This window comes from Cellulosimicrobium sp. KWT-B, from assembly GCF_002127155.1.
Taxonomy (GTDB): domain Bacteria; phylum Actinomycetota; class Actinomycetes; order Actinomycetales; family Cellulomonadaceae; genus Cellulosimicrobium; species Cellulosimicrobium funkei.
Window position 1 is genome coordinate 354,851 of the sequence record NZ_NEDO01000004.1, and the last position, 23,210, is coordinate 378,060.

General features: G+C 74.4%; 18 protein-coding genes, 1 tRNA gene and 1 riboswitch. Of the genes, 6 read left to right on the top strand and 13 right to left on the bottom strand.

What is annotated here, in order from left to right; genetic code table 11:
* The first annotated feature begins 161 nt into the window (after positions 1-161).
* The 3 genes from B9L22_RS14355 (at position 162) to B9L22_RS14365 (ending at position 7,547) form a co-directional block, all read left to right on the top strand.
* Entirely contained in the window at positions 162-6,185 is a 6,024-nt protein-coding gene (locus B9L22_RS14355; RefSeq protein ID WP_233140147.1) for an Ig-like domain-containing protein, read from the top strand.
* Between the two features lie 91 nt (positions 6,186-6,276).
* On the top strand, positions 6,277-6,942 hold the full coding sequence (locus tag B9L22_RS14360; RefSeq protein ID WP_043659111.1) for a ClpP family protease: 666 nt from the start codon (positions 6,277-6,279) through the stop codon (positions 6,940-6,942).
* A complete protein-coding gene (locus B9L22_RS14365) occupies positions 6,942-7,547 on the top strand; it encodes a ClpP family protease (RefSeq protein ID WP_086150883.1) in 606 nt (201 codons plus the stop codon). The genes B9L22_RS14360 and B9L22_RS14365 overlap by 1 nt, the downstream gene beginning before the upstream one ends.
* 30 nt (positions 7,548-7,577) lie before the next feature.
* Here B9L22_RS14365 and B9L22_RS14370 read toward each other — a convergent pair whose 3' ends face one another.
* The 3 genes from B9L22_RS14370 to B9L22_RS14380 all read right to left on the bottom strand — a co-directional run bounded on the left by B9L22_RS14370 (position 7,578) and on the right by B9L22_RS14380 (position 10,004).
* Positions 7,578-8,576: a DUF6882 domain-containing protein gene (locus B9L22_RS14370; RefSeq protein ID WP_086150884.1), complete on the bottom strand. Its 999-nt coding sequence runs from the start codon at positions 8,574-8,576 to the stop codon at positions 7,578-7,580.
* Between the two features lie 67 nt (positions 8,577-8,643).
* The gene (locus B9L22_RS20700) at positions 8,644-9,138 is read right to left on the bottom strand and encodes a helix-turn-helix transcriptional regulator (protein ID WP_086150885.1); all 495 of its coding nucleotides are present in this window, start codon (positions 9,136-9,138) and stop codon (positions 8,644-8,646) included.
* Positions 9,139-9,251: 113 nt separating this feature from the next.
* A complete protein-coding gene (locus B9L22_RS14380) occupies positions 9,252-10,004 on the bottom strand; it encodes a TenA family protein (RefSeq protein ID WP_086150886.1) in 753 nt (250 codons plus the stop codon).
* A riboswitch (TPP riboswitch) is annotated at positions 9,995-10,123 on the bottom strand. Its footprint overlaps the gene before it by 10 nt.
* A gap of 86 nt (positions 10,124-10,209) precedes the next feature.
* Here B9L22_RS14380 and B9L22_RS14385 point away from each other — a divergent pair.
* Complete coding sequence (locus B9L22_RS14385; RefSeq protein ID WP_061268676.1) at positions 10,210-11,136, top strand: VOC family protein; 927 nt, start codon at positions 10,210-10,212, stop codon at positions 11,134-11,136.
* 84 nt (positions 11,137-11,220) lie between these two features.
* Positions 11,221-11,616, top strand: coding sequence for a glyoxalase/bleomycin resistance/extradiol dioxygenase family protein (locus tag B9L22_RS14390; RefSeq protein WP_076406322.1), 396 nt, complete (start codon positions 11,221-11,223; stop codon positions 11,614-11,616).
* Between the two features lie 45 nt (positions 11,617-11,661).
* Here the strand turns inward: B9L22_RS14390 and B9L22_RS14395 are convergent.
* The 10 genes from B9L22_RS14395 to B9L22_RS14440 form a co-directional block, all read right to left on the bottom strand.
* Positions 11,662-11,735 (bottom strand) — tRNA-Leu (locus tag B9L22_RS14395).
* Between the two features lie 152 nt (positions 11,736-11,887).
* On the bottom strand, positions 11,888-13,378 hold the full coding sequence (locus B9L22_RS14400; RefSeq protein WP_043656236.1) for an NAD(P)/FAD-dependent oxidoreductase: 1,491 nt from the start codon (positions 13,376-13,378) through the stop codon (positions 11,888-11,890).
* A 191-nt stretch (positions 13,379-13,569) separates the two neighbouring features.
* Positions 13,570-14,967 (bottom strand): hypothetical protein, encoded by a 1,398-nt coding sequence (locus B9L22_RS14405; RefSeq protein WP_086150887.1) that lies wholly within the window; start codon positions 14,965-14,967, stop codon positions 13,570-13,572.
* Positions 14,967-15,299, bottom strand: a complete 333-nt coding sequence (locus B9L22_RS14410) for a PadR family transcriptional regulator (protein WP_034651541.1) — start codon at positions 15,297-15,299, stop codon at positions 14,967-14,969. Before B9L22_RS14410 ends, B9L22_RS14405 begins: the two co-directional genes overlap by 1 nt.
* A 210-nt stretch (positions 15,300-15,509) precedes the next feature.
* On the bottom strand, positions 15,510-16,544 hold the full coding sequence (locus tag B9L22_RS14415; protein ID WP_086150888.1) for a Ppx/GppA phosphatase family protein: 1,035 nt from the start codon (positions 16,542-16,544) through the stop codon (positions 15,510-15,512).
* Positions 16,545-16,565: 21 nt separating this feature from the next.
* On the bottom strand, positions 16,566-17,093 hold the full coding sequence (locus B9L22_RS14420) for a DUF501 domain-containing protein (protein ID WP_233140149.1): 528 nt from the start codon (positions 17,091-17,093) through the stop codon (positions 16,566-16,568).
* A 41-nt stretch (positions 17,094-17,134) separates the two neighbouring features.
* Positions 17,135-17,956 carry a septum formation initiator family protein gene (locus B9L22_RS20545; protein WP_233140151.1) on the bottom strand — a complete coding sequence of 274 codons (822 nt, stop codon included), beginning with the start codon at positions 17,954-17,956 and terminating at the stop codon, positions 17,135-17,137.
* A gap of 191 nt (positions 17,957-18,147) precedes the next feature.
* A complete protein-coding gene (gene eno / locus B9L22_RS14430) occupies positions 18,148-19,434 on the bottom strand; it encodes a phosphopyruvate hydratase (RefSeq protein WP_021483383.1) in 1,287 nt (428 codons plus the stop codon).
* Positions 19,435-19,641: 207 nt separating this feature from the next.
* Positions 19,642-20,421, bottom strand: coding sequence for a MazG family protein (locus tag B9L22_RS14435; protein ID WP_233140152.1), 780 nt, complete (start codon positions 20,419-20,421; stop codon positions 19,642-19,644).
* A 125-nt stretch (positions 20,422-20,546) separates the two neighbouring features.
* On the bottom strand, positions 20,547-22,733 hold the full coding sequence (locus B9L22_RS14440; protein WP_086150889.1) for a carbohydrate-binding module family 20 domain-containing protein: 2,187 nt from the start codon (positions 22,731-22,733) through the stop codon (positions 20,547-20,549).
* 258 nt (positions 22,734-22,991) lie between these two features.
* Between B9L22_RS14440 and B9L22_RS14445 the strand changes: the two genes are divergently transcribed.
* On the top strand, positions 22,992-23,210 hold the full coding sequence (locus B9L22_RS14445) for a PLD nuclease N-terminal domain-containing protein (RefSeq protein ID WP_021483198.1): 219 nt from the start codon (positions 22,992-22,994) through the stop codon (positions 23,208-23,210).

The following is a 23,210-nucleotide window of genomic DNA, read 5'->3' on the forward strand; positions in this document are numbered from 1 at the left end:
CGTCGGGGCGTTCTGCGGGCAGTCTGCGGGCACCGGAGCACCCGTTCCCCTCGTCACCGCCGCTCGGCGGGACCAGGAGACCGTGTGCCCCGCCCAGGCACAGAGGAGCACACGTGGGTCTTCTCACGACCATCCGCGAGCATCGTCGTACCGTCGCGTCGGTGAGCACCGTGTCGGTGTTCTCGACGGCGCTGGTGGGCATGGCGCTGCTCTACGAGGGCGAGGCCACGGCGGACGTGGACCTCAACGACTCGGGCGTGTGGGTGACGAAGACGTCGGCCGGCCTGGTGGGGCGGTTCAACTACGAGTCCCAGGCGATGGACGGCACGCTCAACGCGGGCAGCGCGTCGTTCGACGTGCAGCAGGACGCGGGCCGAGTCCTCCTCGACGACCAGGGGACGAGCACGTCGTCCCCCGTGGACGTCGCCCACCTCAAGCTCACCGGGCAGATCCGCCTGCCGGCCGGGGCGCAGGTCGCCTCCGGCGGCGCGACGACCGCGATCCTCGACGGCGAGGAGGGCCTGCTGTGGGTCCTGCCGTTCGACGGCGCCACCTCGTTCGACGCCGAGAAGCTCGACCCGACGGCCGAGGTCGGCGGTGACGGCGCGCTGACGGTGTCCGAGGACGGGACGGTCTTCGCCGCGATCCCCTCGACCGGGGCCCTGTGGACCGTCGAGACCACGAGCAAGGGCGCCGTCCTCGGTGACCCGTCGTCGACGTCCCTCCCGGTCGGGAAGGGCGCCGAGGTCGAGGTGACGGCCGTCGGTGACGAGCCCGTCGTCCTCGACCGCTCCGCCTCGCAGCTCGTGCTGCCCGGCGGCCGGACCGTCGCGGTCGAGGGCGCGGAGCAGGCGCGGCTCCAGCAGCCGTCCGCCGGGTCGGGCGACGTCGTCGTCGCGACGACCGACGCGCTCGTGACCCAGCCCCTGAAGGGCGGCGACGCCCAGCGCCGCGCCGCCCAGGGCGTCCCGGCCGCCCCGGTGCGCCTCGGGTCGTGCACGTACGGGGCGTGGGCCTCGACCGGCCAGGTGATCCGCGACTGCGAGGGCACCGACCGCGACGTCGACGAGCGCCTCGAAGGGCTCGACCCTCAGACCCGCCTGGAGTACCGGGTGAACCGGCAGGTGATCGTGCTCAACGACCTGTCGGCGGGGACGTTGTGGATGGCGGCGGACGAGTACCAGAAGGTCGACGACTGGGACGTCCAGATGCCCGAGGAGGCCGAGGGCGAGGAGGCCGACGCGGAGCTGACGAACCCCGAGCAGGTGGACCAGTTCATCGCGGACCGGTCCCAGCCGAACCGGCCGCCGCAGCCGAAGGACGACACGTTCGGGGTGCGTCCGGGGCGCACGACGATCCTGCCGGTGCTGGGCAACGACGTGGACCCGGACGGGGACGTGATGACGGCGTCGCTCGTCGGGGACTCGCCGTCGAACGCGACCGTGCAGACCATCATGGGCGGCGCCGCGCTCCAGGCCGTCGTCCCCGAGGACGCCGAGGGCACCGGGTCGTTCCGGTACTCCGTGTCCGACGGCCGCGGCGGCGTCGCCGAGGCGGGCGTCACCCTCAAGGTGTCCCCCTGGGGCGAGAACGCTCCCCCCGAGCAGACCGGTGACCCCGTCCTGCGCGTCGCCCAGGGCGGCGCCGCGACGATCAAGGTGCTGCCCTTCTTCAAGGACCCGGACGGCGACGACCTGTACCTCGCCTCGGCGGCCGCGACGGTCGCGGGCGACGACGTGCGCTCGCGCCCCGACGGCACGGTCGAGCTGCGCGACGGCGGCGGCTCGACCGGGCGCAAGATCGTGACCCTGCTCGTCTCCGACGGCGAGCTGTCCTTCGAGGGCAAGCTGCTGGTCGACGTGGTGCCCGGTCCGCAGCCGCCGGTCGCGGTGAGCGACCACGTGGTGGTCCCGGCGGGGCAGCCGGTGACGGTCGAGCCGTTGCGCAACGACACCGACCCGAACGGGGACGAGCTGCGCCTGGCGTCGGTGTCGGAGTCCGCCCCGGCGCAGATCACGCCGAACTACGACGCGGGCACGTTCACGTTCCTCTCGATGGAGCCGCGCTCCTACGACCTGACGTACCAGGTGACCGACGGCCCGAACGCGACCACGGGCCTGGTGCGGGTGGACGTCCTGCCGCCGTCCGAGGCCGAAGGCGCCCCGATCGTCGTCACCGACACCGCGCTCCTCCCGGCGGGCGGGTCCACGCTCGTGGACGTCCTCGCGAACGACACGGACCCCGCGGGCGGCGTGCTCGTCGTGCAGTCCGTGCGCGTGCCCGCCGACGCCGGGGTGTCGGTCGCGATCCTGGCCCACCAGATGCTGCGGGTGACCGAGATCCGGCGCCTGGACGCGCCGGTGACGGTGGAGTACACGGCCTCCAACGGCACCGAGACCGCGACCGGCCAGGTGCGGGTCGTGCCGGTGCCGGCGCCGACGCGGCTGCAGCCGCCGAACGCGGTCGCGGACGAGGTGACGGTGCACGCGGGGGACGTGGTGACGGTCCCGGTGCTGAAGAACGACACGCACCCGGACGGGTTGGAGCTGTTCCTGCAGCCCGAGCTGGAGCAGGACGTGGACCCGGCGCTGGGCGAGGCGTTCGTGTCGGAGGACACGCTGCGGTTCAAGGCGGGCTCGGAGGCGGGCACGGCGTACGCGATCTACCGGGTGCGGGACGTCAACGGGCAGGAGGACTCGGCCCAGGTCACGATCCGGATCCGCGACGGTGAGGACAACGCCCCGCCGCAGCCGCGCGAGATCGAGGCCCGGGTGCTGTCCGGGTCCAGCGTGCGCATCGCGGTCCCGCTGGACGGCATCGACCCCGACGGCGACTCCGTCCAGGTCACCGGGATCGCCACCCCCGCGGGCAAGGGCACCGCCCGGGTCGTGGACGGGATGATCGAGTACGCCGCGTCGAAGAACGCGACCGGGGCGGACACCTTCACCTACTCCGTGCTCGACGCGCGCGGCGCCACCGCCACGGGCACGGTCAACGTCGGCATCGCCCGTCCCGCGGACACGAACCAGTCGCCGGTCGCGGTGGACGACGAGGTGACGGTGCGCCCGGGGCGCACGGTCTCGGTCGCGGCGCTGGCCAACGACACCGACCCCGACGGCGACCAGGTCGGGCTGGTCCCGGGCGGGATCGAGGACACCCACGACCTGGACGCCGAGGTCGTGGCCGACCGCATCGTGCTCACCTCGCCCGACCAGGACGGCTCGTACACGTTCTACTACCAGATCCAGGACACCTACGGCGCCCGCGCGACCGGCGCGGTCACCGTGAACGTCTCGGCGAACGCGCCCCTGCTGCCCCCGGTCGCGCGCGACGACACCGTGCCCGTGGAGGACATCCTGGGCAAGACCGAGGTCACCGTCCCCGTCCTGGACAACGACGAGGACCCCGACGGCGCCGCGAGCGAGCTCACCGTCACCACCGACGCGACCACCGCGAGCGTCACCCCCGACGGCGAGCTCACCATCACCCTCACCGAGGGCCGCCAGGTCATCACCTACACCGCGACAGACATCGACGGCCTCACCGCCAAGGCCTTCGTCAAGGTCCCCGGCCTCACCGACCAGGCCCCGACCCTCCGTCCCGGCATCACGCCCCTGGAGGTCGTGAGCGGCGAGCCGCTGCCCATCGACATCACGGACTACGTCCTGGTCGTCGAGGGCAAGACTCCCCGGCTCACCACGGAGGAGAAGGTCACCGCGCTCGAGGGCACGCGCGAGGTCCTCTCGACCACGGAGATCACCTACACGTCCGCGGCGGACTACGTCGGTCCCGCCGCCGTGACCTTCGAGGTCACCGACGGCTCCGGTCCCGACGACCCCGACGGCCACACCGCGCTGCTCACGCTGCCGATCAGCGTCGTGCCGCCGGAGAACCTGCCGCCGGAGCTGTCGACCCCGACGCTCGACGTCGCGGCGGGCGAGGAGGCCTCGATCGACCTCGCGCGCTTCGCGACCGACCCCGACGGCGACCCCCTGACCTTCAAGGCCACCGGCCAGGCGCAGGGCGTGACCGTGTCCGTCGAGGGCACGACCCTGCGCGCCCAGGCGACCCCGGACGTGCCCAAGGGCTCGGTCGTGCAGGTCCCGATCACCGTCACCGACGGCGAGCACCCCCCGGTCGAGGGCACCGCGACCCTGACCGTCGTGGCCTCGACCCGGCCCCTGGCGCGCGCCAACCCGGACACCGTCGACGACGCCCATCAGGGCAAGGCCACCACCGTGCCCGTCCTGGCCAACGACTCCAACCCCTTCCCCGACACGCCGCTCGAGATCGTGGCGGCGAGCGTCGAGACGGGCAGCGGCGACGTGTCGTACAGCGGGGGCGACGTCGTCGTGACGCCCGCCGACTCGTTCGTCGGCGTCATGGTGGTCGTCTACCGGATCCAGGACGCGACGAAGGACCCGGACCGCATGGTCGAGGGCCGCGTGCAGCTCAAGGTGCTGGGCAAGCCCGAGGCGCCCTCGACCCCGCAGGTCGTCGAGGTCCGCTCCAAGACCGTCGTGCTCACCTGGGACCCGCCGAACAACAACGGCGCCGACATCACCGGCTACACCGTGCGCTCCCAGAACGGCTACGAGAAGGCCTGCGGCACCACCACCTGCACCCTGGACGGCCTGACCAACAACGTCGAGTACACCTTCACCGTCTACGCGACCAACGCCGTCGGCGACGGACCCGCCTCCCCGGCCTCCGCCGTCGCCCGCCCCGACGAGAAGCCCGACCCGCCAGCCGCACCCACCCTCGAGTTCGGCGACAAGTCCCTCACGGTCACCTGGACCAACAAGACCTACACCGACCGCTCGCCGATCGAGACGGTCGACCTCGAGATCTCCCCGGCACCGAAGGGCGGCGCCGTCCAGGTCACGGCGCTCTCGGGCACCCAGTACGTCTGGAACGGGCTCGAGAACGGCACCGCGTACAGCGTCCGGGTCCGGGCGAACAACCTCGCCCCCGACCCCTCGGACTGGGGCGAGTACTCGGCCGAGGAGATCCCGGCGGGCCTGCCGGACGTCCCGGAGACGCCGAGCGCGGTCCGCGCCGCGGACTCGCCGCTCAACGGCGGCTCGATCGACGTGTCGTGGAAGGCGCCGTTCGAGAACGGCGACGCGATCAAGGGTTACACCCTGCAGCGGTACAAGAACGGCTCCCGCGACGGCGCCGCGCTCTCCCTCACCGCGACGAGCCACAAGGCGACGGGCCTCGACAACGAGTCGTCGTACACGTTCACGGTGACGGCCGAGAACAAGGCGGGCCGGACGGCGGAGAGCGCGGCGTCCGCGGCCGTGGTCCCCTACGGGCGCCCCGAGGCTCCGCCCCGGCCGAGCGTGCAGAACGTGGGCGGCGGCGGGCAGGACAGCGGCATCCCGCGCGTGTCGTGGGGCGCCGCCGACGCGAACGGCAGCCCGATCACGAAGTACACCGTCACGGCGTCGCCCGGGGGCGCGAAGAGGGACGTCGACGGTACGTCCGTCGACTTCACGGGCCTCCCCGCCGGGAACTACACGTTCACCGTCACCGCGACGAACAAGGGCGGCACGTCCACGTCGAGCCCGGCGTCGGGGCAGATCAGCGCGTACGGCAAGCCCAGCGAACCGGGCGTGTCCGTGTCCCGACTGAGCGCGACCTCGGGCCGCTTCTCGATCTCCGCGCCCTCGTCGAACGGCGGCAACGGCGTCTCGCGCTACAACTGGCAGATCGAGGGCGGGTCCAGCGGCTCGGGGCAGACGGTCGACGTCGGGAACGACTACGACCAGACGTTCCGCCTCCGGGCGCAGGCGTGCAACGCCGCCGGGTGCGGGCCGTGGAGCGGCTGGGCGACGCACCGCACCGACCCTCGCCCGGTCCCGCCGAGCGTCTGGGTGACGCGCGGTCCGCAGCGCAACACGCAGCCCGGCTACGGCAACTGCACCGGCCACATGTGCACGGTCTTCCGGGTCAACGCGAACTCCACGTTCCCGTCCGGCACCTACACCTTCCGGTGCTACTACGACGGCAACCAGGTCGGGAGCTACTCCTGGACCGAGTACCTCGCGGCCGGCAGCTACGTCGACCTCGGGTGCATCCTCGGCAACCCGTACGGCACGCAGCGCACCGCGACGGTGACGGTGAGCATCTCACCGGGGAACGGCGTGACCGTCGAACCGAAGCCCTGGCCCATCCTGTGACGCGGTCCTGAGACGGCCGATCTGCCGTCGGCGAATGAGCCGACGGCAGATCGGCCTCCTCACGGGGCCACTGCGGGCGCAGGGTGGTCGCATGACCACGCACCTGACCGGCCGACCCGCCGTCGGCGACCACCACCGGACCCCGCGCGCGGAGGCCGCCGCCCCGGCGGCCTCGTCGTTCGACGACCAGCTCACGACGCGCCTGCTCCACCAGCGCATCGTCGTCCTCGGCACGGCCGTGGACGACGCCGTCGCGAACCGCCTGTGCGCCCAGCTCCTCCTGCTCTCGGCGGAGGACCCGCGCGCGGACGTCGCGCTCTACGTCAACTCCCCCGGGGGCTCGGTGAGCGCCGGCCTCGCGATCTACGACACGATGCGGCTCATCCCCAACGACGTGTCGACCGTCGCGATGGGCTTCGCCGCGAGCATGGGCCAGTTCCTCCTGTGCGCGGGGACGCCGGGCAAGCGGTTCGCGCTGCCGCACGCGCGGATCATGATGCACCAGCCGTCGGCCGGGATCGGGGGCACCGCCGTCGACATCGCGATCCAGGCGGAGAACCTCGTCTACACCAAGGGGCTCATGCACCGGCTCCTCGCGGAGAGCACCGGGCAGTCCGTCGAGACGATCGCCGACGACTCCGACCGCGACCGTTGGTTCACGGCGCAGCAGGCGCTCGAGTACGGGATGGTCGACCGGATCGTCGAGAGCGTCGACGACGTCCGCCCCGCCCGCGCGGCCCGGAAGGTGGGTCTGTGATGGCGAGCTACACGATCCCGACCGTGGTCGAGCGCACGCCGCTGGGCGAGCGCGCGTTCGACGTCTTCTCCCGCCTGCTGTCCGAGCGCATCGTGTTCCTCGGCACCGAGATCGACGACGGCGTCGCGAACGTCGTCATGGCGCAGCTCCTGCACCTGGAGTCGGACGCCCCGGACCAGGAGATCGGGCTGTACATCAACTCCCCGGGCGGCTCCGCGACCGCGCTGATGGCGATCTACGACACGATGCAGTTCGTCCGCTGCGACGTCTCGACCATCTGCATGGGTCAGGCGGCCTCGGCCGCGGCCGTCCTGCTCGCGGCGGGCACGCCCGGCAAGCGGTTCGTGCTGGAGCACTCGCGCGTCCTGCTGCACCAGCCGTCGGGCGGCGGGGAGGGCACGATCTCGGACCTGTCGATCCAGGCCGAGGAGATCCTCCGGATCCGGTCCGAGACGGAGGAGGTGCTGGCGCGGCACACGGGCCAGACCGTCGAGCGCCTGCGCGCCGACACCGACCGCGACCTGGTGCTCACCGCGCGCCAGGCCGTGGAGTACGGCGTCGCGGACGCCGTCGTCACCTCGCGCAAGCTCGCCGTGGCGGCGTGACGCCCGACCGCGGAGGCGACCCGGGCGTCGTCAGCCGCGTCGTCGGAACCACGACCGGCGGCGCGGCTCGGGGGTCGTCGTCTCCGCGGTCGACGGCTCGGGCTCGGCGGGCTCGTGCTCCGCGGGCGCAGGCTCTGGCGCGGCCGGCTCCTCCGCCGGCGGCTCCGGGACGGTGAGCGCGGGCGCCCTCGGCGCCGAGGCGGCAGGGTCTGCCGTGGCCGGCTCCGACGCCGCGGCCTCGGGCTCCGCCGCTGCGGCCTCGGGCTCCGCCGCCGTGGCCTCGGGCGCGGCGGCCAGGGGCGCGGCGGCCTCGGGCGCGGCGGTCCGTCGGGACGACGCGGAGATGCCCGCGATCCGCCCGCGCTCGTCGAACCGCACGGTCACGGTGCCGTCGGGCACGTCCAGCACGACGGCGCCGGTCCCGTCCTCGACGGCCGGCAGGCCACGTGCGCTCGCGTAGGACGCGACGGCGCGCCGGTGGTCGACGACCGTGACGGACAGCAGCCCCTCGCTCAGCGTCCGCACGACGCGCGGCACGCTCGGGGCGGCCAGGGCGAGGTCGGCGTCGTCCAGGAGGAACCACGCCCGCGTGCCGCCGCCGACGGGGGCGCTGTAGTGGGCGAACGTGCCGGTCACGGCCTTGGCCGCGAGCGCGAGCCGGTGGGCGAGGTCGTCGGCCAGCGGGAGCTCCGGCTCGGCGGCCTCGCGCAGCCCGGTCCGGCGCGTGCTCTCGGCGGCGGTGAGCACGGCGTCGGGGAAGCCGTTGACGTTCTGCCACGCCCACATCCACGTGCCCGGTCCGGGCGCGGCCGTGCCGAGGAACTGGAGGCGGCACGTCGCGGTCCCGCCGTCGGGCGCGGTGAAGGTGAAGACCCCGGTGGTCAGGTCGGCGGCCCAGGCGTCGTCGCCGTGGAGGTCCGTCAGGTGGAGCTGGTGCTCGTGGGAGAGGAACGCGGCGTCGTCGACGAGGTCCTGGAGGGCCGGGACGTCCTGGGCTGCCGTGCCGTGCGCGGTCTGCGGCTCCGTCATGGACCGACGGTAGCGGCGCGCACGGCGCCCGGCCCCCGCACGACACGCGGTGCGACGGGACCGCCGCTCAGGCCGCGAGGAGCAGGACGTCGCCGGCGCGCGCCGTCGGACGCCGGAGCGTCTCGGCGACGGGGAGGTCCCGCACGGGCTCGCCCACCGGGGCGACGTGCCGTGGCGCGGAGAGGGCACCGCGCTCTCGCGCGGAGGACAGCACGCGGACGGGCGCGAGCGGCCGGAGCTCCTCGCCCGTGCGGGCGACGAGGTCGACGAGCCGCAGGCCGAGGGCGCCGCACACGGCGGCGAGGACCTCGGACGACGCCTCCTTGCGCCCGCGCTCCACCTCGGACAGGTAGGCGGTGGAGACGCGCGCGTCGGCCGCGACGTCGACGAGCGTGCGCCCCTGCGCGAGCCGCGCCCGCCGCAGGATCCCCCCGATGACGTGGCGCAGGAGGGGCTCCGCCCGTCCGCCCGCCCGGGAGCGGGGGCTCGGCGTCACCCCGTCCGGCACCACGTCCGGCACCACGTCCGGCAGCGTGCCCGGCACCGCGCTCGTCGCGTCCATGCGTTCACGCTACCCGCGGCCCACCCGGGTGCCGAGGCGCCCGGGTGGGTATCTGCTGCTGGCGTAAGGCCGGGCGCACGACGCGACGCCGGCCGCGCGCCCGGCCGGACGGGTCACCAGCGCTCGAGCGACCAGGCCATCTGCCAGAAGCGGATCTCGTGGCGGCAGCTCAGCTCGAACGCGCGCTCCATGCGCGCGCGCTCCGCCTCGCCCGCGTCCGCGGCGAGCGCGTCGAGGCGTGCGCGCAGGTCCGTGAGGACGTCCTCGGTGCGCTCGGCCGCGTAGAACTGCCACCAGCCCGCGAGCGGGTGGTCGTCGCCGAGGGCGCCGGGCGTCGTCGCGCGCTCGCCGAGCCAGAAGCGCCGCGCGGACCAGATGTAGGTCCACGGGCACGGCAGCAGCGCGGCGAGCAGCACGCCGAGCGAGTCGCGGCCGGCCGCCGTCATGTGGTCGACGTAGGCCTGCGCGCTCGGCGCGAGGCGGTGCGTCTGCGCCTCCTCGTACGTCACGCCGAGGAAGTCGCACATCGCGTGGTGCGCGTGCGACTCGTCGTCGAGGAGGAAGCCGGCCTTGTCGTGGAAGTAGGCCGCCCACGACCGGTCGGGCGCGAGGGCCATGCCGAGGCCGTAGCAGCGCAGGTAGGCCGTGAGGTACTGGTGGTCCTGGCCCACGTAGTGGCGGACCGCGGCGGGCTCGACGGAGCCGTCGCGCAGCCCGGCCAGGAAGGGGTGGTCGTAGAACGTCTCGAAGAGGTCCGCGTACCGGCGGGCGAGGTCGGCGGTGAAGCCGGTCTCCTCCTGCCGGACGAGCGCGGTCGGGTCGTCCGCGAGGACAGGGTTCAGGGTGATGGCAGCAGGCGTCGTCATGCCCACGTTCCTCCGCTCGTGCTAGCGAGATCAGGTTCGACGGGTCCGGGCGGCCGTACCGCTCGTCTCAGTCCCTCGGCCCGGGCCGTGGCCCGGGCGGGACGCCCCGCGTGGTTCGCGCCGACCCTAGCAAGGACGGCGCCGGTGCGGGAGCCCTCGCCACGGTGTGGGAATATAGTTGTAGCGACAACAAGTTGGAGAAGACATGACCACGAGCACGCCGGGCGCGCCGACCGACCGCCTCCTGTCCCCGTCCACGAGCATGGACGCCGTCACGCTGCGCGTGGGCGACCTCGAGCTCATGACCTCGTACTACACGGGCGCGTTCGCCCTCGCCCCGCTCGAGGAGCGGTCGCGCGGCGCGGAGGTGCACCGTGTGCTGGGCCGCGGCCGCACACCCATGCTGCGCCTCGTGCACACCCCCGGGCTCCCGCCCGTCGACCCGCGCCAGGCCGGCCTGTTCCACACGGCCTTCCTGTTCGACGACGGCCCGAGCCTCGCCGCGACCGTCTACCGCGCCGCGCAGGACCGCCGCGGCACCTTCGTCGGGTCGAGCGACCACCTCGTCAGCGAGGCGTTCTACTTCACCGACCCCGAGGGCAACGGCGTCGAGCTCTACACCGACCGCCCCCGCGAGACGTGGGTGCGCGAGCACGGTCAGATCCTCATGACGACGACGTTCCTCGACCCGAACGCCTACCTGCGCACGCACCTCGACCAGGAGACGTTCGACGCCGGCCCCTCGCTCGCGGGCCGCGTCGGCCACGTGCACCTGCAGGTCGGCGACGTCGCGACCGCCCACGCCTTCTACGTCGACGCCGTCGGCTTCGAGGCGACGCTCACCGGGTACAGCGGGGCGCTCTTCGCGTCCGCGGGCGGGTACCACCACCACGTCGCGATGAACGTGTGGAACAGCGCGGGCGCCGGGCCCCGCGCCGCGAGCCTCGGGCTCGGCGACGTCGCCGTCACCGTGCCGGGCCGTGAGGACCTCGACGCGCTCGTCGCGCGCCTCCGCGCCCGCGGGCTGGAGCACGCGGACGACGGCCGCTCCGTCGTCGTGCACGACCCGTGGGGCACGCGCGTGACGCTGTCCGTCCCCGGCACCACGACCGAGGAGCTGCTCGCGCGCTGAGGCGCGGCGGCCCGGGCACGGAGCGCGCGCCCGGGGCACGAGGCGCACGATGGGAGGACCCGCCGAGCGCACCGAGGAGCGACCGTGTTCCGCAGCCTCTTCCCCGTCCTCACCGTGGCCGACCTCGACCGGTCCCTCGGCTTCTACCGCGACCTGCTGCGCGGGACGGTCGAGTACGCGTTCCCCGACGACGGCCCGCCCGTCTACGTGAGCGTGCGCGTGGGCGGGTCACCACTCGGGCTCGGGCAGGGCGACCCGCCTCCGGCGGACACCCGCGTCGTGCTGTGGGTGTACGTCGACGACTGCGACCGCGCCGTCGAGCACCTCGCGGCAGCGGGCGTGCCCGTCCTGGAGCCGCCCGCGGACCAGCCGTGGGGCGAGCGCGTCGCGCGCGTGCAGGACCCGGACGGCACCGTCGTGATCCTCGGCCAGGAGGCCGCTCCCCCGGCCGAGCCGGAGGGCCCGACGGGGCTGTCCTAGCCCGGGGAGCCCTGGCGCCTCGGAGCCGACCGCCCGTCGGCACGGTGCCCCCACCGGGACTCGAACCCGGAACACGCCGGGTTTAAGCCGGCCGCCTCTGCCAGTTGGGCCATGGGGGCGCGGGCCGAATCTACCGCGCGCGCGGCGCTCTCCGGGCCCGTCGGCACGACGGCCGCCCGCTCGGGACCCGGACGCGACGAGGGGCGAGCCGCACGCGCGGCTCGCCCCTCGTCGTCGGGCACGACGGCCGGGCCGGGGCCCGGCCGCGACCTCAGGAGGCCTTCGCCGCCGGCGTCCGGTCGTCGGCGTCGACGGTGCCCGCACCGGACTCCGCCGCGGCCGCCGAGCCCTGCGCGGTCTGCTTGACCGGGTCGCCGTCCTTCTTGGGCGGGACGGACGCGGCGCGGAACTCCGCGCGCGGGTCGTGCAGCGAGCCGAGCGACACGAGCTCGCGACCCATGAGGAACTGGCCGATCCAGCCGATGAAGATGCGGATCTTGCGGTTGCCCGTCGGCATCGCCATGACGTGGTAGCTGCGGTGCATGAGCCACGCGAGCGTCCCGCGGAGCTTGAACACGCCGAACAGCTCCGCGACGCCCTTGTACAGGCCGAGCGACGCGACCGTACCGACGCTCTTGTGGCGGTACTCGACCGGCGGCTCGCTGTGCAGCTCGAGCGCGAGGTTGTCGGCGAGGCGCGTGGCCTCGCGGATGGCGTGCTGCGCGTTCGGCGGGCAGAACTTGCCCGGGTTCAGCACGTCCGGGACGGCGGCGCAGTCGCCCGCGGCCCACGCGTTCGGCACGACGTTGCCGTCGGCGTCCGCGACCTGGAGCGTCGGCAGCACGGTGATGCGGCCCAGCTTGTCGACCGGGAGGTCGGACGACTCCTTGAGGACCGGGTTCGCCTTGACGCCCGCGGTCCACACGATCGTGTCGGAGTCGAACTCGACCCCGGTCGAGGTGACGACGTGGCCGTCCACGCACGACGACAGGAACGTGCTGAGGTGGAACTCGATGCCGCGCTTCTTCAGCTCGTCGAGCGCGTACTGCGCCATGGGCTCGCTGAGCTCGGGCAGGATGCGGCCCGCGCCCTCGATCATGACGAAGCGGAGGTCCTTCTCCTCGATCGTCGCGTAGTTGCGCGTCGCGTAGCGGGCCATGTCCTCGATCTCGGCCAGCGCCTCGATGCCCGCGAACCCGCCGCCGACGAACGTGAACGTGAGCATGCGGCGACGCAGCTTCTCGTCCCACGTGGACGACGCGACGTCCATGCGGTTGAGCACGTGGTTGCGGACCGCGATGGCCTCCTCCACGTTCTTGAAGCCGATCGCGTTCTCCGCCAGGCCCGGGATGGGCAGCGTGCGCGACACCGAGCCGAGGCCGACGATCAGGTGGTCGTACGTGACCGAGTAGTCGTCGCCCTCCTCCGGGTGGATCGTCACACGGCGGTCGGTGTGGTCGATCGAGACGACCTTGCCCTGGAGCACGTCGACGCCCTTGAGCGCACGGCGGTGCGGCGCGACGACGTCGCGGCCGTCGATCGAGCCCGCGGCCGCCTCGGGGAGGAACGGCGCGTACGTCATGTACGGGCGCGGGTCGACGACGACGATCGCCGCCTCGCGGCGACCGAGCTTCTTGCGCAGCCGGCGGGCGGCGTACAGACCCACGGAGCCGCCGCCGAGGACGACGACGCGGGGCACCTTGCGGGGCCGCGGCGAAGCGGTCTGGGCACGGCTGACCGAGGTCAGGTCATTCTGAGGCATGGTTCCAGAGTATTACCGGTTGCGGCACAGGCGAGCCGGAGCGTCCGCCTGACGGGCGTGACGCGCCCCACGCCGCGCGGACGGACGGGGGCAGAGGCGGGCACACGCGGGCACAGGCGACATTCCGCAGGGCCCGGGACCGGGGTGGGGCGCCGCCGTCCGCCGTCGGCGCACCACCCCGGGCCTGCCGGTCAGCCGATCGCGCCCACGACGGGCGTCGGGCCGGTCGGTGCGGGCGGCACCCCGCCCGCGGGCGGGGTCGCGGGGGCCTCCTGCGACGGCGCCGGATCGCCCTCGGCCGGCTCGTCGGCCGGCGCGTCGCTGGTGCCGCCCGTGCCCGACGACGTCTCCCCCGTCCCCACGCTCGACGGCACCGCGGTCGGTGCCTGGAGGAACGGCCACGGCATGTCGCGCGTGCGCGTCCCCGTCGCCGGGACGGGGCGGCCGTCGCCCTCGGGGTACTCGACGTCCTCCTCGGCGACCGCGCGCAGCGGGTAGACGTTCCACCGCTCGCGCCCGTCCGTCGCCAGGGCGGGCTGGAAGTACCACGTGCCCTCGACGTCGGGCACCGCCCACGCCCCGGAGGCACCCTCCTCGGTGATCGTGCGGACCTGGCGGCCACGGTCGTCGAAGACCTGGACGTCGCGGAGCGGCTCGCCCGCCGCGTCGTAGACGAAGAGGTTGGACACCTGCGCGCCGTCGACCCACACGCCCGCCGTGCCCGGGGAGTCCCCGCTCCCGAACGACACGCTGCTCACCAGGCCGCTGCTCGCGTCGCTGCGACCCTGCTCGTAGCCGCGGTCCCACGCGTACGGGCTCGACGCGCTCGCCGAGGCGGCGACGAGGACGGCGGGCACGGCCGCGACGGCCGCGGCGACCGACAGGGGTCGGCCGACCTTCCGCAGCCCCCGGGTGGGCAGCCACCGGCCCCGGCCCCACTGCACGCTCACGACGACCGCGAGCAGCACGACGACGCGCGCGGACAGGTCCGGCGGGAGCACGGCCACCTGGTATCCCGCGACCAGGGCGAGCAGGAGCGTCGCCACGACCCAGCCGCGCAGGATCCACCACGCGGGCGTGAGGGCGCGCAGGAACTCGGCCGTCGAGGCCCACTGCGGCGACGTGGTGACGGGCTTCCACCCCGCGCGCCAGTCCGCCGCGAGCATCTCGCCGAGCCCGGACAGCCGACGGCGCAGCCCAGGGCGCGGGCCGCGCACGCCGTCCGGGGCGGCGGGAGGCAGGCCGGCCGCGGTGCGCAGCTCGGCGGCGTACTCGGCGGGCGGACCGAAGAACGCGACGAGGTCGAGGCCCGTGTCGTCGAGCGCCTCCGTGCCGGCCGTGCCGGCCGTGCCGGCCGGAGCGCCGTCGGACGACGCCGAAGCGGGAGCTCGGCGCGGGAGCGCGCCGGGCGCGTCGACGACGGCCTCGGCGAGGTCGGCCTCGAGCCCGTCGGCGAGCTCCTCGACCTGGTCGGGGCGCAGGTCGGCGAGGTGCGCGCGCACCTGCTGGGCGTAGGCGTGGACGTGCCCGTAGAAGGCCCGCCCGACGGGCGCGCCGGCGGGCGGCTGCGCGGGGGTCGTCGTGCTCATCAGGCGGCCACCTCTCCGGTCCGCAGCAGCGCGGACACGGTGCCCGCGAACGTCTGCCACTCCTTGCGGTGCAGGTCGAGCATGGCCCGGCCCTGCGGGTTGATCCCGTAGTACTTGCGGTGCGGCCCGGCGTCGGACGGCACGACGTAGGTGGTCAGCGCCCCGCCCGCGTACAGGCGTCGCAGCGTCCCGTACACGGACGCGTCCCCCACGTCCTCGAGCCCCGCCGCGCGCAGGCGCCGCACGACGTCGTACCCGTACCCGTCCTCGGCCTCGACCGCGGCGAGCACCGCCGCGTCGAGCACCCCCTTGAGCAGCTGCGTGGTGTCCATCCGTCCCTCCGTCGGGCGTGGCCCCGGTCCGTCCCGGTGCTCGGCCACCGGGATCACGGGATGCACACTACCGCGCGATGCGCAGTACCGGGCACACGACACGCCCCTCGCCCGGACACGCCGGAGCCCGGGCCGCGGGCACCGGGGTCCGGTGCCGCGCGACGCCGGGCTCGGCGGTCGGGCGGGAAGGGCCGCCGGGGCGGCCCGGGGTCAGGCGAGCGACCAGGCGATGCCGTCGAGGATGTCGTGCTCGCTCGTCACGACCTCGGTGAGCGACCCGCCCGCGGCGGCGACGTCGTCGCGCACGCGGCGCACGACCTCCGACCACACGAGCGCGCCCGCGCCGATGACGTCGACCCGCCCGGGGTGCATGAACCCCAGCGCGGTGCGCTCGGCGCGCGTGCGGTGCAGCAGGTCGTCGCACGCCGCGAGCACGGTGTCGACCGGCAGCACGGACCCGTTGATCCGGTCGCGGTCGTACCGGGCGAGGCCGAGCGCGTGGGCCGTGACCGTCGTGACGGACCCGGCGAGCCCGACGAGCGTCGCGGCCCGCCCGAGCGGCACCACGCGGGCAGCGTCGTCGAGCGCGGCCCGCACGTCGGCACGGGCCGCCGCCTCCTCCTCGGGGGTCGGCGGGTCGGAGCGCAGGTGCCGCTCCGTCATGCGCACGCACCCCACGTCCATCGAGTACGCGGCGTCGGGCGTCGTCGTGCCGAGCACGAGCTCCGTCGAGCCGCCGCCGAGGTCCACCACGACGTAGGGGCCGGGGCGCACGGCCGCGACGGTCGACGTCGCCCCGCGGAACGACAGCGCGGCCTCCTCCTCGCCCGAGACGACCTCGGGCTCGACGCCGAGCGCGTCGAGGACGCCCGCGACGAACTCGTCACGGTTCTCGGCGTCCCGCGTGGCCGACGTCGCGACGAAGCGCGTCCGCGTCGCGCCCAGGTCGGCGATCACCTGCGCGTAGCGGCGCGCGGCGTCGAGCGTGCGCGCGAGCGCCTCGGGGGCGAGCCGACCCGTGCGGTCGACGCCCTGGCCGAGCCGGACGACCTCCATGCGGCGGTCCAGGTCGACGAGGGTCCCGGCCTGCGGGTCGACGTCGGCGACGAGGAGGCGGATCGAGTTGGTGCCGCAGTCGATCGCCGCCACGCGCGAGGCGCCGGGCGGGACGGGGGCGGGCGAGGTGGCCGGCGCGGCGGTCGCGCCCGGGTCCCGGGTGAGCGGAGAGGTGGAGCCAGAGGTCATGCGTCCAAGCGTGCCACGCGGTCAGCAGGTGCAGCGGTCGGGGCGCCACACGTCGCGCACGCGCTCGAGCGCCTCGTCGCCCAGCGGGTTGACGCCCGGCCCGGCCGCGAGCGCGTGGCCCACGAGGACGTGCAGGCACTTCACGCGCGTGGGCATCCCGCCCGCCGAGATGCCGTCGATCTCCTCGACATGGCCGAGCGCCTCGCGCTGCGCGAGGTAGTGCTCGTGCGCGCGCCGGTAGGCGGCGGCGAGCTCCTCGTCCTCGGTGAGCCGCTCCGACATCTCCTTCATGACGCCGTTCGCCTCGAGCGTCGACGCGGCCGCGACCGCGCCCGGGCTCGTGAGGTAGAAGGTCGTGGGGAACGGCGTGCCGTTCTCGAGCCGCGGCGCCGTGCGGACGACGAGCGGGCGCCCGCACGCGCACCGCGCGGCGATGCCGACGACACCGCGCGGCGTGCGCCCGAGCTGCTCCGCGAGCGTCTCGAGGTCGCGCTCGGAGACGACGGCGTCCGGGTCGTCGGCGGGGATGGCCAGGCGGGCGTCGGGCACGGGACTTCCTTCGGGTCGGTCGGCGGCGTCGGGACGACGCCTCACCCATTCTCCCCGCTCGGCGGAGCGTCCTCGTCGCCGGCCGGTTCCTCGCCCGCGGGCGCGGTCCCGTCGGACGTCCCCGCGTCGTCGCCGGCGGGCGTGCGCGGACCGCCCGCGACCTGCACCGACTCCCAGATGGCCTCGTACCAGGGCGTGCCCTCCTCGTACCCCCGGACGGGCCCGTCCGTGATCGTCCGCCCGGTCTGCGGGTCGGTGTCGTCGACCACCGTCTCCGGGTCGAGCACGCGCCACGGCCGCTCCCCCGGCATGACGAAGTTCAGCCGGTCCCGCGCCTCGCGCTCGACGTAGGCCTGGTCGTCCCACCGGGCGAGCTCGGCCTCGAGCTCGGTGTGCTCGGCCTGCGCCTGCTCGAGGCTGGCGCGCAGCTCGCGCAGCTCCCCCGTCTGGTTGACGTACGCGCGCAGCGTCGGCAGCAGGAGCACCGCGGCGAGGAGCACGACGACGGACAGGACCAGGGTCCGGACGGTCACCACCTCGGGCAGGAGGAAGCCGTAGCGGCTCCGACGCCGGTCCTCGGGCGCCGGGCCGGCGGCACGTCGCGTCGACGTCGCGCTGCTCGGTCGGGCGGCGGGGCGGCGCGCTCCGGACGACGACGGGGTCCGGGCGGTCGAGCCGCCTCCCGGGGACTTCGCCGAGGAGCCCGACGCCGTCCGCGGGGCGCCCGTGGACGCCGGGCGCGGGCTCGCGGACCCCGACGACGCGGAGCGCTTCGTGGGCTTCGTCCCGGACGTGCCGCGCGCGGGCCCGGAGCCCGGCCGCGCGGGGGCACCGGGGCGCGGGGGACGGCGCGAGGACGGCATGCCCCGATTGTGCTGCCGCGAGACGCGGCGCGCCGGGAGCACGCGCGGTGCGCCCGCGAACGTGAGGCGATCGACACGACTTCTTCACCCGCCGGACGCGCCGGAGCCCGGCGGGCCGACGAGCGGCCCTCCGGGCTCCGGGTGCCGGGTCACCCCGGCGGGGTCGTGCGCGACCGACGGTCAGCCGCAGGTCAGCCCTGCACCGTCCAGCGCGGGAACGCGCCACGGCCGGCGTAGCGGGCGGCGTCGTCCAGCGCCTCCTCGATGCGCAGGAGCTGGTTGTACTTGTTGATGCGCTCGCCGCGGGCGGGGGCGCCCGTCTTGATCTGGCCGGCGTTCGTCGCGACGGACAGGTCCGCGATCGTCGTGTCCTCGGTCTCGCCCGAGCGGTGCGACACCATCGCGGTGAAGCCGTTGCGCTGCGCGAGCTCGACGGCGTCGAGCGTCTCGGTGAGCGTGCCGATCTGGTTGAGCTTCACGAGGAGCGAGTTCGCCGCCTTGAGCTCGATGCCCTTCGCGAGACGCTCCGGGTTGGTGACGAACAGGTCGTCGCCGACGATCTGCACCCGGTCGCCGACCTCGGCGACGAGCTGCGACCAGCTGTCCCACTCGTCCTCCGACAGCGGGTCCTCGATGGAGACCAGCGGGTAGTCGCGCACCAGCTGCTCGTAGTAGGCGATCATCTCGGCCGGCGTCTTCGCGCCACCCTCGAACTGGTACGCGCCGTCCTTGAAGAACTCGGTCGACGCGACGTCGAGCGCGAGCGTCACGTCGGTGCCCGGCGCGAAGCCGGCCTTCTCGATCGCGACGAGGATGAGGTCGAGCGCCTCGCGGTTGCTCGCGAGGTTCGGCGCGAAGCCGCCCTCGTCGCCGAGGCCGGTGGCCAGGCCCTTCTCCTTGAGCACGGACTTCAGCGCGTGGTAGACCTCGGCGCCGGTGCGCAGCGCCTCGCGGAACGAGGACGCGCCGATCGGGGCGACCATGAACTCCTGGATGTCCACGTTCGAGTCCGCGTGCGACCCGCCGTTGAGGATGTTCATCATCGGCACGGGCAGGACGTGCGCGTTCGGGCCGCCGACGTAGCGGTACAGGTCGAGGCCCGCGCTCTTCGCGGCGGCCTTCGCGACGGCGAGCGAGACGCCGAGGATGGCGTTCGCGCCGAGCTTGCCCTTGTTCGGGGTGCCGTCGAGGTCGATGAGGGCGGCGTCGATGAGGCGCTGGTCCTCGGCCTCGAAGCCGATGAGCTCCGGGGCGATGTCGTCGATCACGGAGTTCACCGCGCCCTCGACGCCCTTGCCCAGGTAGCGGGACTTGTCGCCGTCACGACGCTCGACGGCCTCGAACGCACCGGTCGACGCGCCCGAGGGCACTCCGGCGCGGGCGAACGTCCCGTCGTCCAGGACGACCTCGACCTCGACGGTCGGGTTTCCGCGGGAGTCGAGGATCTCGCGCGCTCCAACGGCTTCGATGCTGGCCACAGGTGCTCCTTCGGGGCAGGGCTGCGGGCGCTTCGAACGGTGGTGGCGGACCCGGGCAGGGAAACCCGGGACGCCGCGTGCGCGCCCGCGACGATGGTGGGTTTACGACCACAGCCTAGTGCCCGGTTGTGACCTGCGCCGCTGCGTCCGGTCCGTGGGCCCCGGGTCGGGGACCTGCGCGTCGACGATCGGGACGAACGTCCCGTCTCAGCCCTGCGCCGCCGGGCCGGGCTCCGCGGGCGCCCCTGCCGACGTCTCGGCCGCGACGATCCGCGCCTCGACGCGCCGCAGCTCGCCCCGCAGCGCGGCCTCCGCGTCGAGCCCGTCGGCCTCCGCGCGGGCCACGAGCGCGAGCAGCTCGCGTCCGAGCCGCTCGTCCGGCGTCGGGCCGGCGCCGTCCTCGCCGGCCGCACCCGGCCCGGTGCCCGACGGTGCCGCGAGCGCCGCGCCGACGACGTCGCCGAGGCCGCCGCGCCCGGCCCGGGACAGGACCTTCTGCGCGCGGGCGAGCGCCCCCTGCGTGTGCGAGATGCCCTCGAGCACCGACGAGCGCTGCTTCTCCGCCTTCTTGATCGCGTCCCACTGCCCGTGCAGGTCGGTCGCGTCGGCGTCCGCGAACACGTGCGGGTGGCGCCGCACGAGCTTCGCCGCGAGGTCGGCGGCGACGTCGTCGACGGTGAACGGGTCCGGCTCCTCGCTCGCGATGCGCGCGTGGAACAGCACCTGCAGGAGCAGGTCGCCGAGCTCCTCGCGCATCCCGGCGCGGTCGTCGGTCTCGATGGCGTCGGCGAGCTCGTGCGCCTCCTCGAGGAGGTACCGCACGAGCGAGACGTGCGTCTGCTCGCGGTCCCACGGGCACCCGCCCGGGGAGTAGAGGCGGTCCATGACGGCGACCACGTCGCGCAGCGGGTCGGTCGCGGCGTGGGGCGCGCGGTCGTGCGCGGGCTCGTGCTGATCCGGGGCGGCCGAGGGCTCGGGGGCGGTCACCGCCTCATCGTAGGTTCGCCGGGCGGCACGCGGTCGCCGCCGGTCGAGCGTGCCGTCGCTGCCGGTCGAGCACGCGGTCGTGGCCCGGGCCGGGCCACGACCGCGTGGTGGGGATGGCGGAAGCGCTACGACCGCCAGGTGTCCGACAGCGTCACGGAGCCGTCGGCGCCGACCGTCGCCGTGCGGTTGCCGCCGCTCTCCCAGACGACGTTCCCGCCGCCGTCGCGCTTGACGTACTTGTACTGGAAGGTCGTGCCGGCCGGGAGGTCGACGCGCGCGGTCCACACCGGGTAGGCCGACGACGACAGCGGGACGCCGTTCGCGGGCGCCCAGGAGCCGAGCGCCGGGATGCTGCCGACGACGTGGACCGTCTGGCCCCACGTGGTGGTCGCGGTGACGGAGAACGACGCGTCGCCCTGCCCTTCGACCGGCCCGCCCGGCGACCCGCCGCCGTCGCACGGGTTGCCCGCCGTGACCGTCCCGCCGGAGACGGCGACCGCGGCGCCGGACAGGGAGTAGTCCTTGCCGCCGTTGCTGTCCCAGGCGCCCGAGCCGTTCGTGAAGGCGGCGGTGACGGTCGCGGCCGCGCCCGTCGCCCCGCTGGGCAGGGTGATCTGCCGCGAGACCCAGCCCGTGCAGGCCGCCGTCATCGGGACCCCGGGGACGGCGGTCCAGGCGCCCGTGCCGACCTTGTAGTGGACGTTGTACGCGTTCCAGCCCTTGTCGGTCGCGTAGTAGACGGTCGTCGTGCCGGCCGGGTCGACGGGCCCGGGGCCCCCGGTGCCGCCGTCGCCGCGCGCCCCGACGTGGAGCGCGAGCGCCCCGTACGCGGGCACCGTCGCCGTGAAGGTGCCCGAGCCGGAGACGGAGACGGTCCTCGAGCAGTCCTTCGATGCCACGACGTCGCAGTACGTCCCGGCGGGGAGCGAGGTCTGGTAGGTGCGCGTCACGGCGTTCGCGGAGTTGTTGATCGTCACGTAGCCCTTGGCGCCCCGCCCGTAGGCGATGTGGTTGTTCCCGTCGTCCCACCAGCCCGTCACCGGGGTCCCGGCGACCGCGTTGTGGAAGCCGACCATGCCCGCGATCTCGGTCCAGCGCTGCGTGCAGACCCACGCGCTGCCGGCACAGCTCGCGTCGGGCACGGAGGTGGCCGACGCGCCGGGCGCACCCGCGTCCTTGTCGCTCCACGTGTAGCCCGAGTAGACGCTCGGCGCACCGTAGGGCCACGAGAGCATGAACGCGTTGGCGAGCCGGTACTTTGCGCCCCACTTGTAGTTCATCGTCTCGCCGTTGCGCTCGGTGTCGTGGTTGTCGACGAAGACGCCCGCCCGGTCGGAGGGGAGCTTGTTGTCGCCGATGGTGCGCAGGTCCTTGATCTGGCCGTCGAACCGGGACTTGAGCTCGCGCGCGTAGAAGAACTCGTGCGAGTCGCCGGAACCGAGGTACTCCGAGGGCTGGATCGGCTCGCCGCTCGCGCCGATGACCTCGTGCACCCAGAAGACGTTCGGGTTCGTGAGCCGCGCCTTGATCGCCGCGAGGTCCGCGGCCGGGATGTGCTTCGCGGCGTCGATGCGGAAGCCCGAGACGCCGAGCGACAGGAGGTCGTTGAGGTAGCCCGCGATCTTGCCGCGCACGTAGTCGGAGCCCGTCCGCAGGTCCTGGAGCGAGACGAGGCGGCAGTTCTGGACGTTGTACCGGTCGCCGTAGTTGCTGATGTTCGACCGGCAGTCGTTGAAGTCGTTCGGCCCGTACGGGACGCCGGGGAAGCTGTCCACGGAGTAGCTCGTCCCGCCGGTCCCGGTGCCGGACCCGGTGTCGGCGCCCGCCGTGTGGTTGACGACCGCGTCGACGATCACGCCCACGCCCGCCGCCTTGCACGTGCTCACCATGCGCTGGAACTCGGCCCGCGTGCCGAGCTTGGACTCGAGCTTGTAGCTGACGGGCTGGTAGGACGTCCACCAGGCCGTGCCCTGGATGTGCTCCTGCGGCGGCGAGACCTGGACGTAGCCGAACCCGGCCGAGCCGATGGTGCTCGTGCACTCGGCGGCCACGGAGTCCCACGTCCACTGGAAGAGGTTGAGGATCACGTCGCCCCGGCCGTTCGGGGAGTCGACGACGGGCGTCGGCACGGGCGGCGCGGCCGCGGCGGGTGCGGCGACCGGGACCGCGGCCAGCGCCGCGGTCAGCGCGAGGGCCGCCGAGGCGCCCGCCGCGAGGACGCGGCGCAGGCGGCCGCCGCGTGGGCGGGCGGGGCGTCCTGCGGGGACGGGGGTGGGCGCCGGGGGTCCGGCGAGGTCGGTGGTGCGCGTCATTGCAGCTCCTTCGAGGATGCGGCCGCCCCACGCTCGGCGTCGAGCACGGACGGGCCACGCGGTGATGACGAGCGCCCCGGGGTGGCGGGCGCGACCGGCACCTGCGGCTTTGCAGGATGTTTCCGGATGTTGCTGCAACCTTACAGAGACCGGCGCGGGCTGTCACGACCTGTGTCGACGGGTCGTGCGGTCGGGTCGTGCCGGTGCGGCGGCGGCCCGGACGGCATAGCGTCGGAGGACGAACCGAGAGGAGACGCCATGGGAACCAAGCGCCGGTGGAAGGACCTGACGAAGGGTCAGCGGATCGCCGTCGGGGTCGTGGGAGCCGCCCAGGTCACGCTCACCGCCGCGGCGTACCGGGACCTCGTACGTCGGCCGGCGGAGCAGGTGAACGGGACCAAGCTCGCGTGGGGCCTCGCGCTCCTCGTCAACTGGGTCGGGCCCATCGCCTACTTCCTCGACGGCCGCAAGAGCTGA

Excerpts from the sequence above, each read along its gene's own strand:
- B9L22_RS14370 (WP_086150884.1), bottom strand. The coding sequence starts at position 8,576 with ATGACGGAGCCGCAGACCGCGCACGGCACGGCAGCCCAGGACGTCCCG.
- B9L22_RS14365 (WP_086150883.1), top strand. The coding sequence starts at position 6,942 with ATGGCGAGCTACACGATCCCGACCGTGGTCGAGCGCACGCCGCTGGGC.
- B9L22_RS14445 (WP_021483198.1), top strand. The coding sequence starts at position 22,992 with ATGGGAACCAAGCGCCGGTGGAAGGACCTGACGAAGGGTCAGCGGATC.
- B9L22_RS14440 (WP_086150889.1), bottom strand. The coding sequence starts at position 22,733 with ATGACGCGCACCACCGACCTCGCCGGACCCCCGGCGCCCACCCCCGTC.
- B9L22_RS20700 (WP_086150885.1), bottom strand. The coding sequence starts at position 9,138 with ATGGACGCGACGAGCGCGGTGCCGGGCACGCTGCCGGACGTGGTGCCG.
- B9L22_RS14405 (WP_086150887.1), bottom strand. The coding sequence starts at position 14,967 with ATGAGCACGACGACCCCCGCGCAGCCGCCCGCCGGCGCGCCCGTCGGG.
- B9L22_RS14415 (WP_086150888.1), bottom strand. The coding sequence starts at position 16,544 with ATGACCTCTGGCTCCACCTCTCCGCTCACCCGGGACCCGGGCGCGACC.
- B9L22_RS14385 (WP_061268676.1), top strand. The coding sequence starts at position 10,210 with ATGACCACGAGCACGCCGGGCGCGCCGACCGACCGCCTCCTGTCCCCG.
- B9L22_RS14360 (WP_043659111.1), top strand. The coding sequence starts at position 6,277 with ATGACCACGCACCTGACCGGCCGACCCGCCGTCGGCGACCACCACCGG.
- B9L22_RS14400 (WP_043656236.1), bottom strand. The coding sequence starts at position 13,378 with ATGCCTCAGAATGACCTGACCTCGGTCAGCCGTGCCCAGACCGCTTCG.
- B9L22_RS20545 (WP_233140151.1), bottom strand. The coding sequence starts at position 17,956 with ATGCCGTCCTCGCGCCGTCCCCCGCGCCCCGGTGCCCCCGCGCGGCCG.
- B9L22_RS14380 (WP_086150886.1), bottom strand. The coding sequence starts at position 10,004 with ATGACGACGCCTGCTGCCATCACCCTGAACCCTGTCCTCGCGGACGAC.
- B9L22_RS14410 (WP_034651541.1), bottom strand. The coding sequence starts at position 15,299 with ATGGACACCACGCAGCTGCTCAAGGGGGTGCTCGACGCGGCGGTGCTC.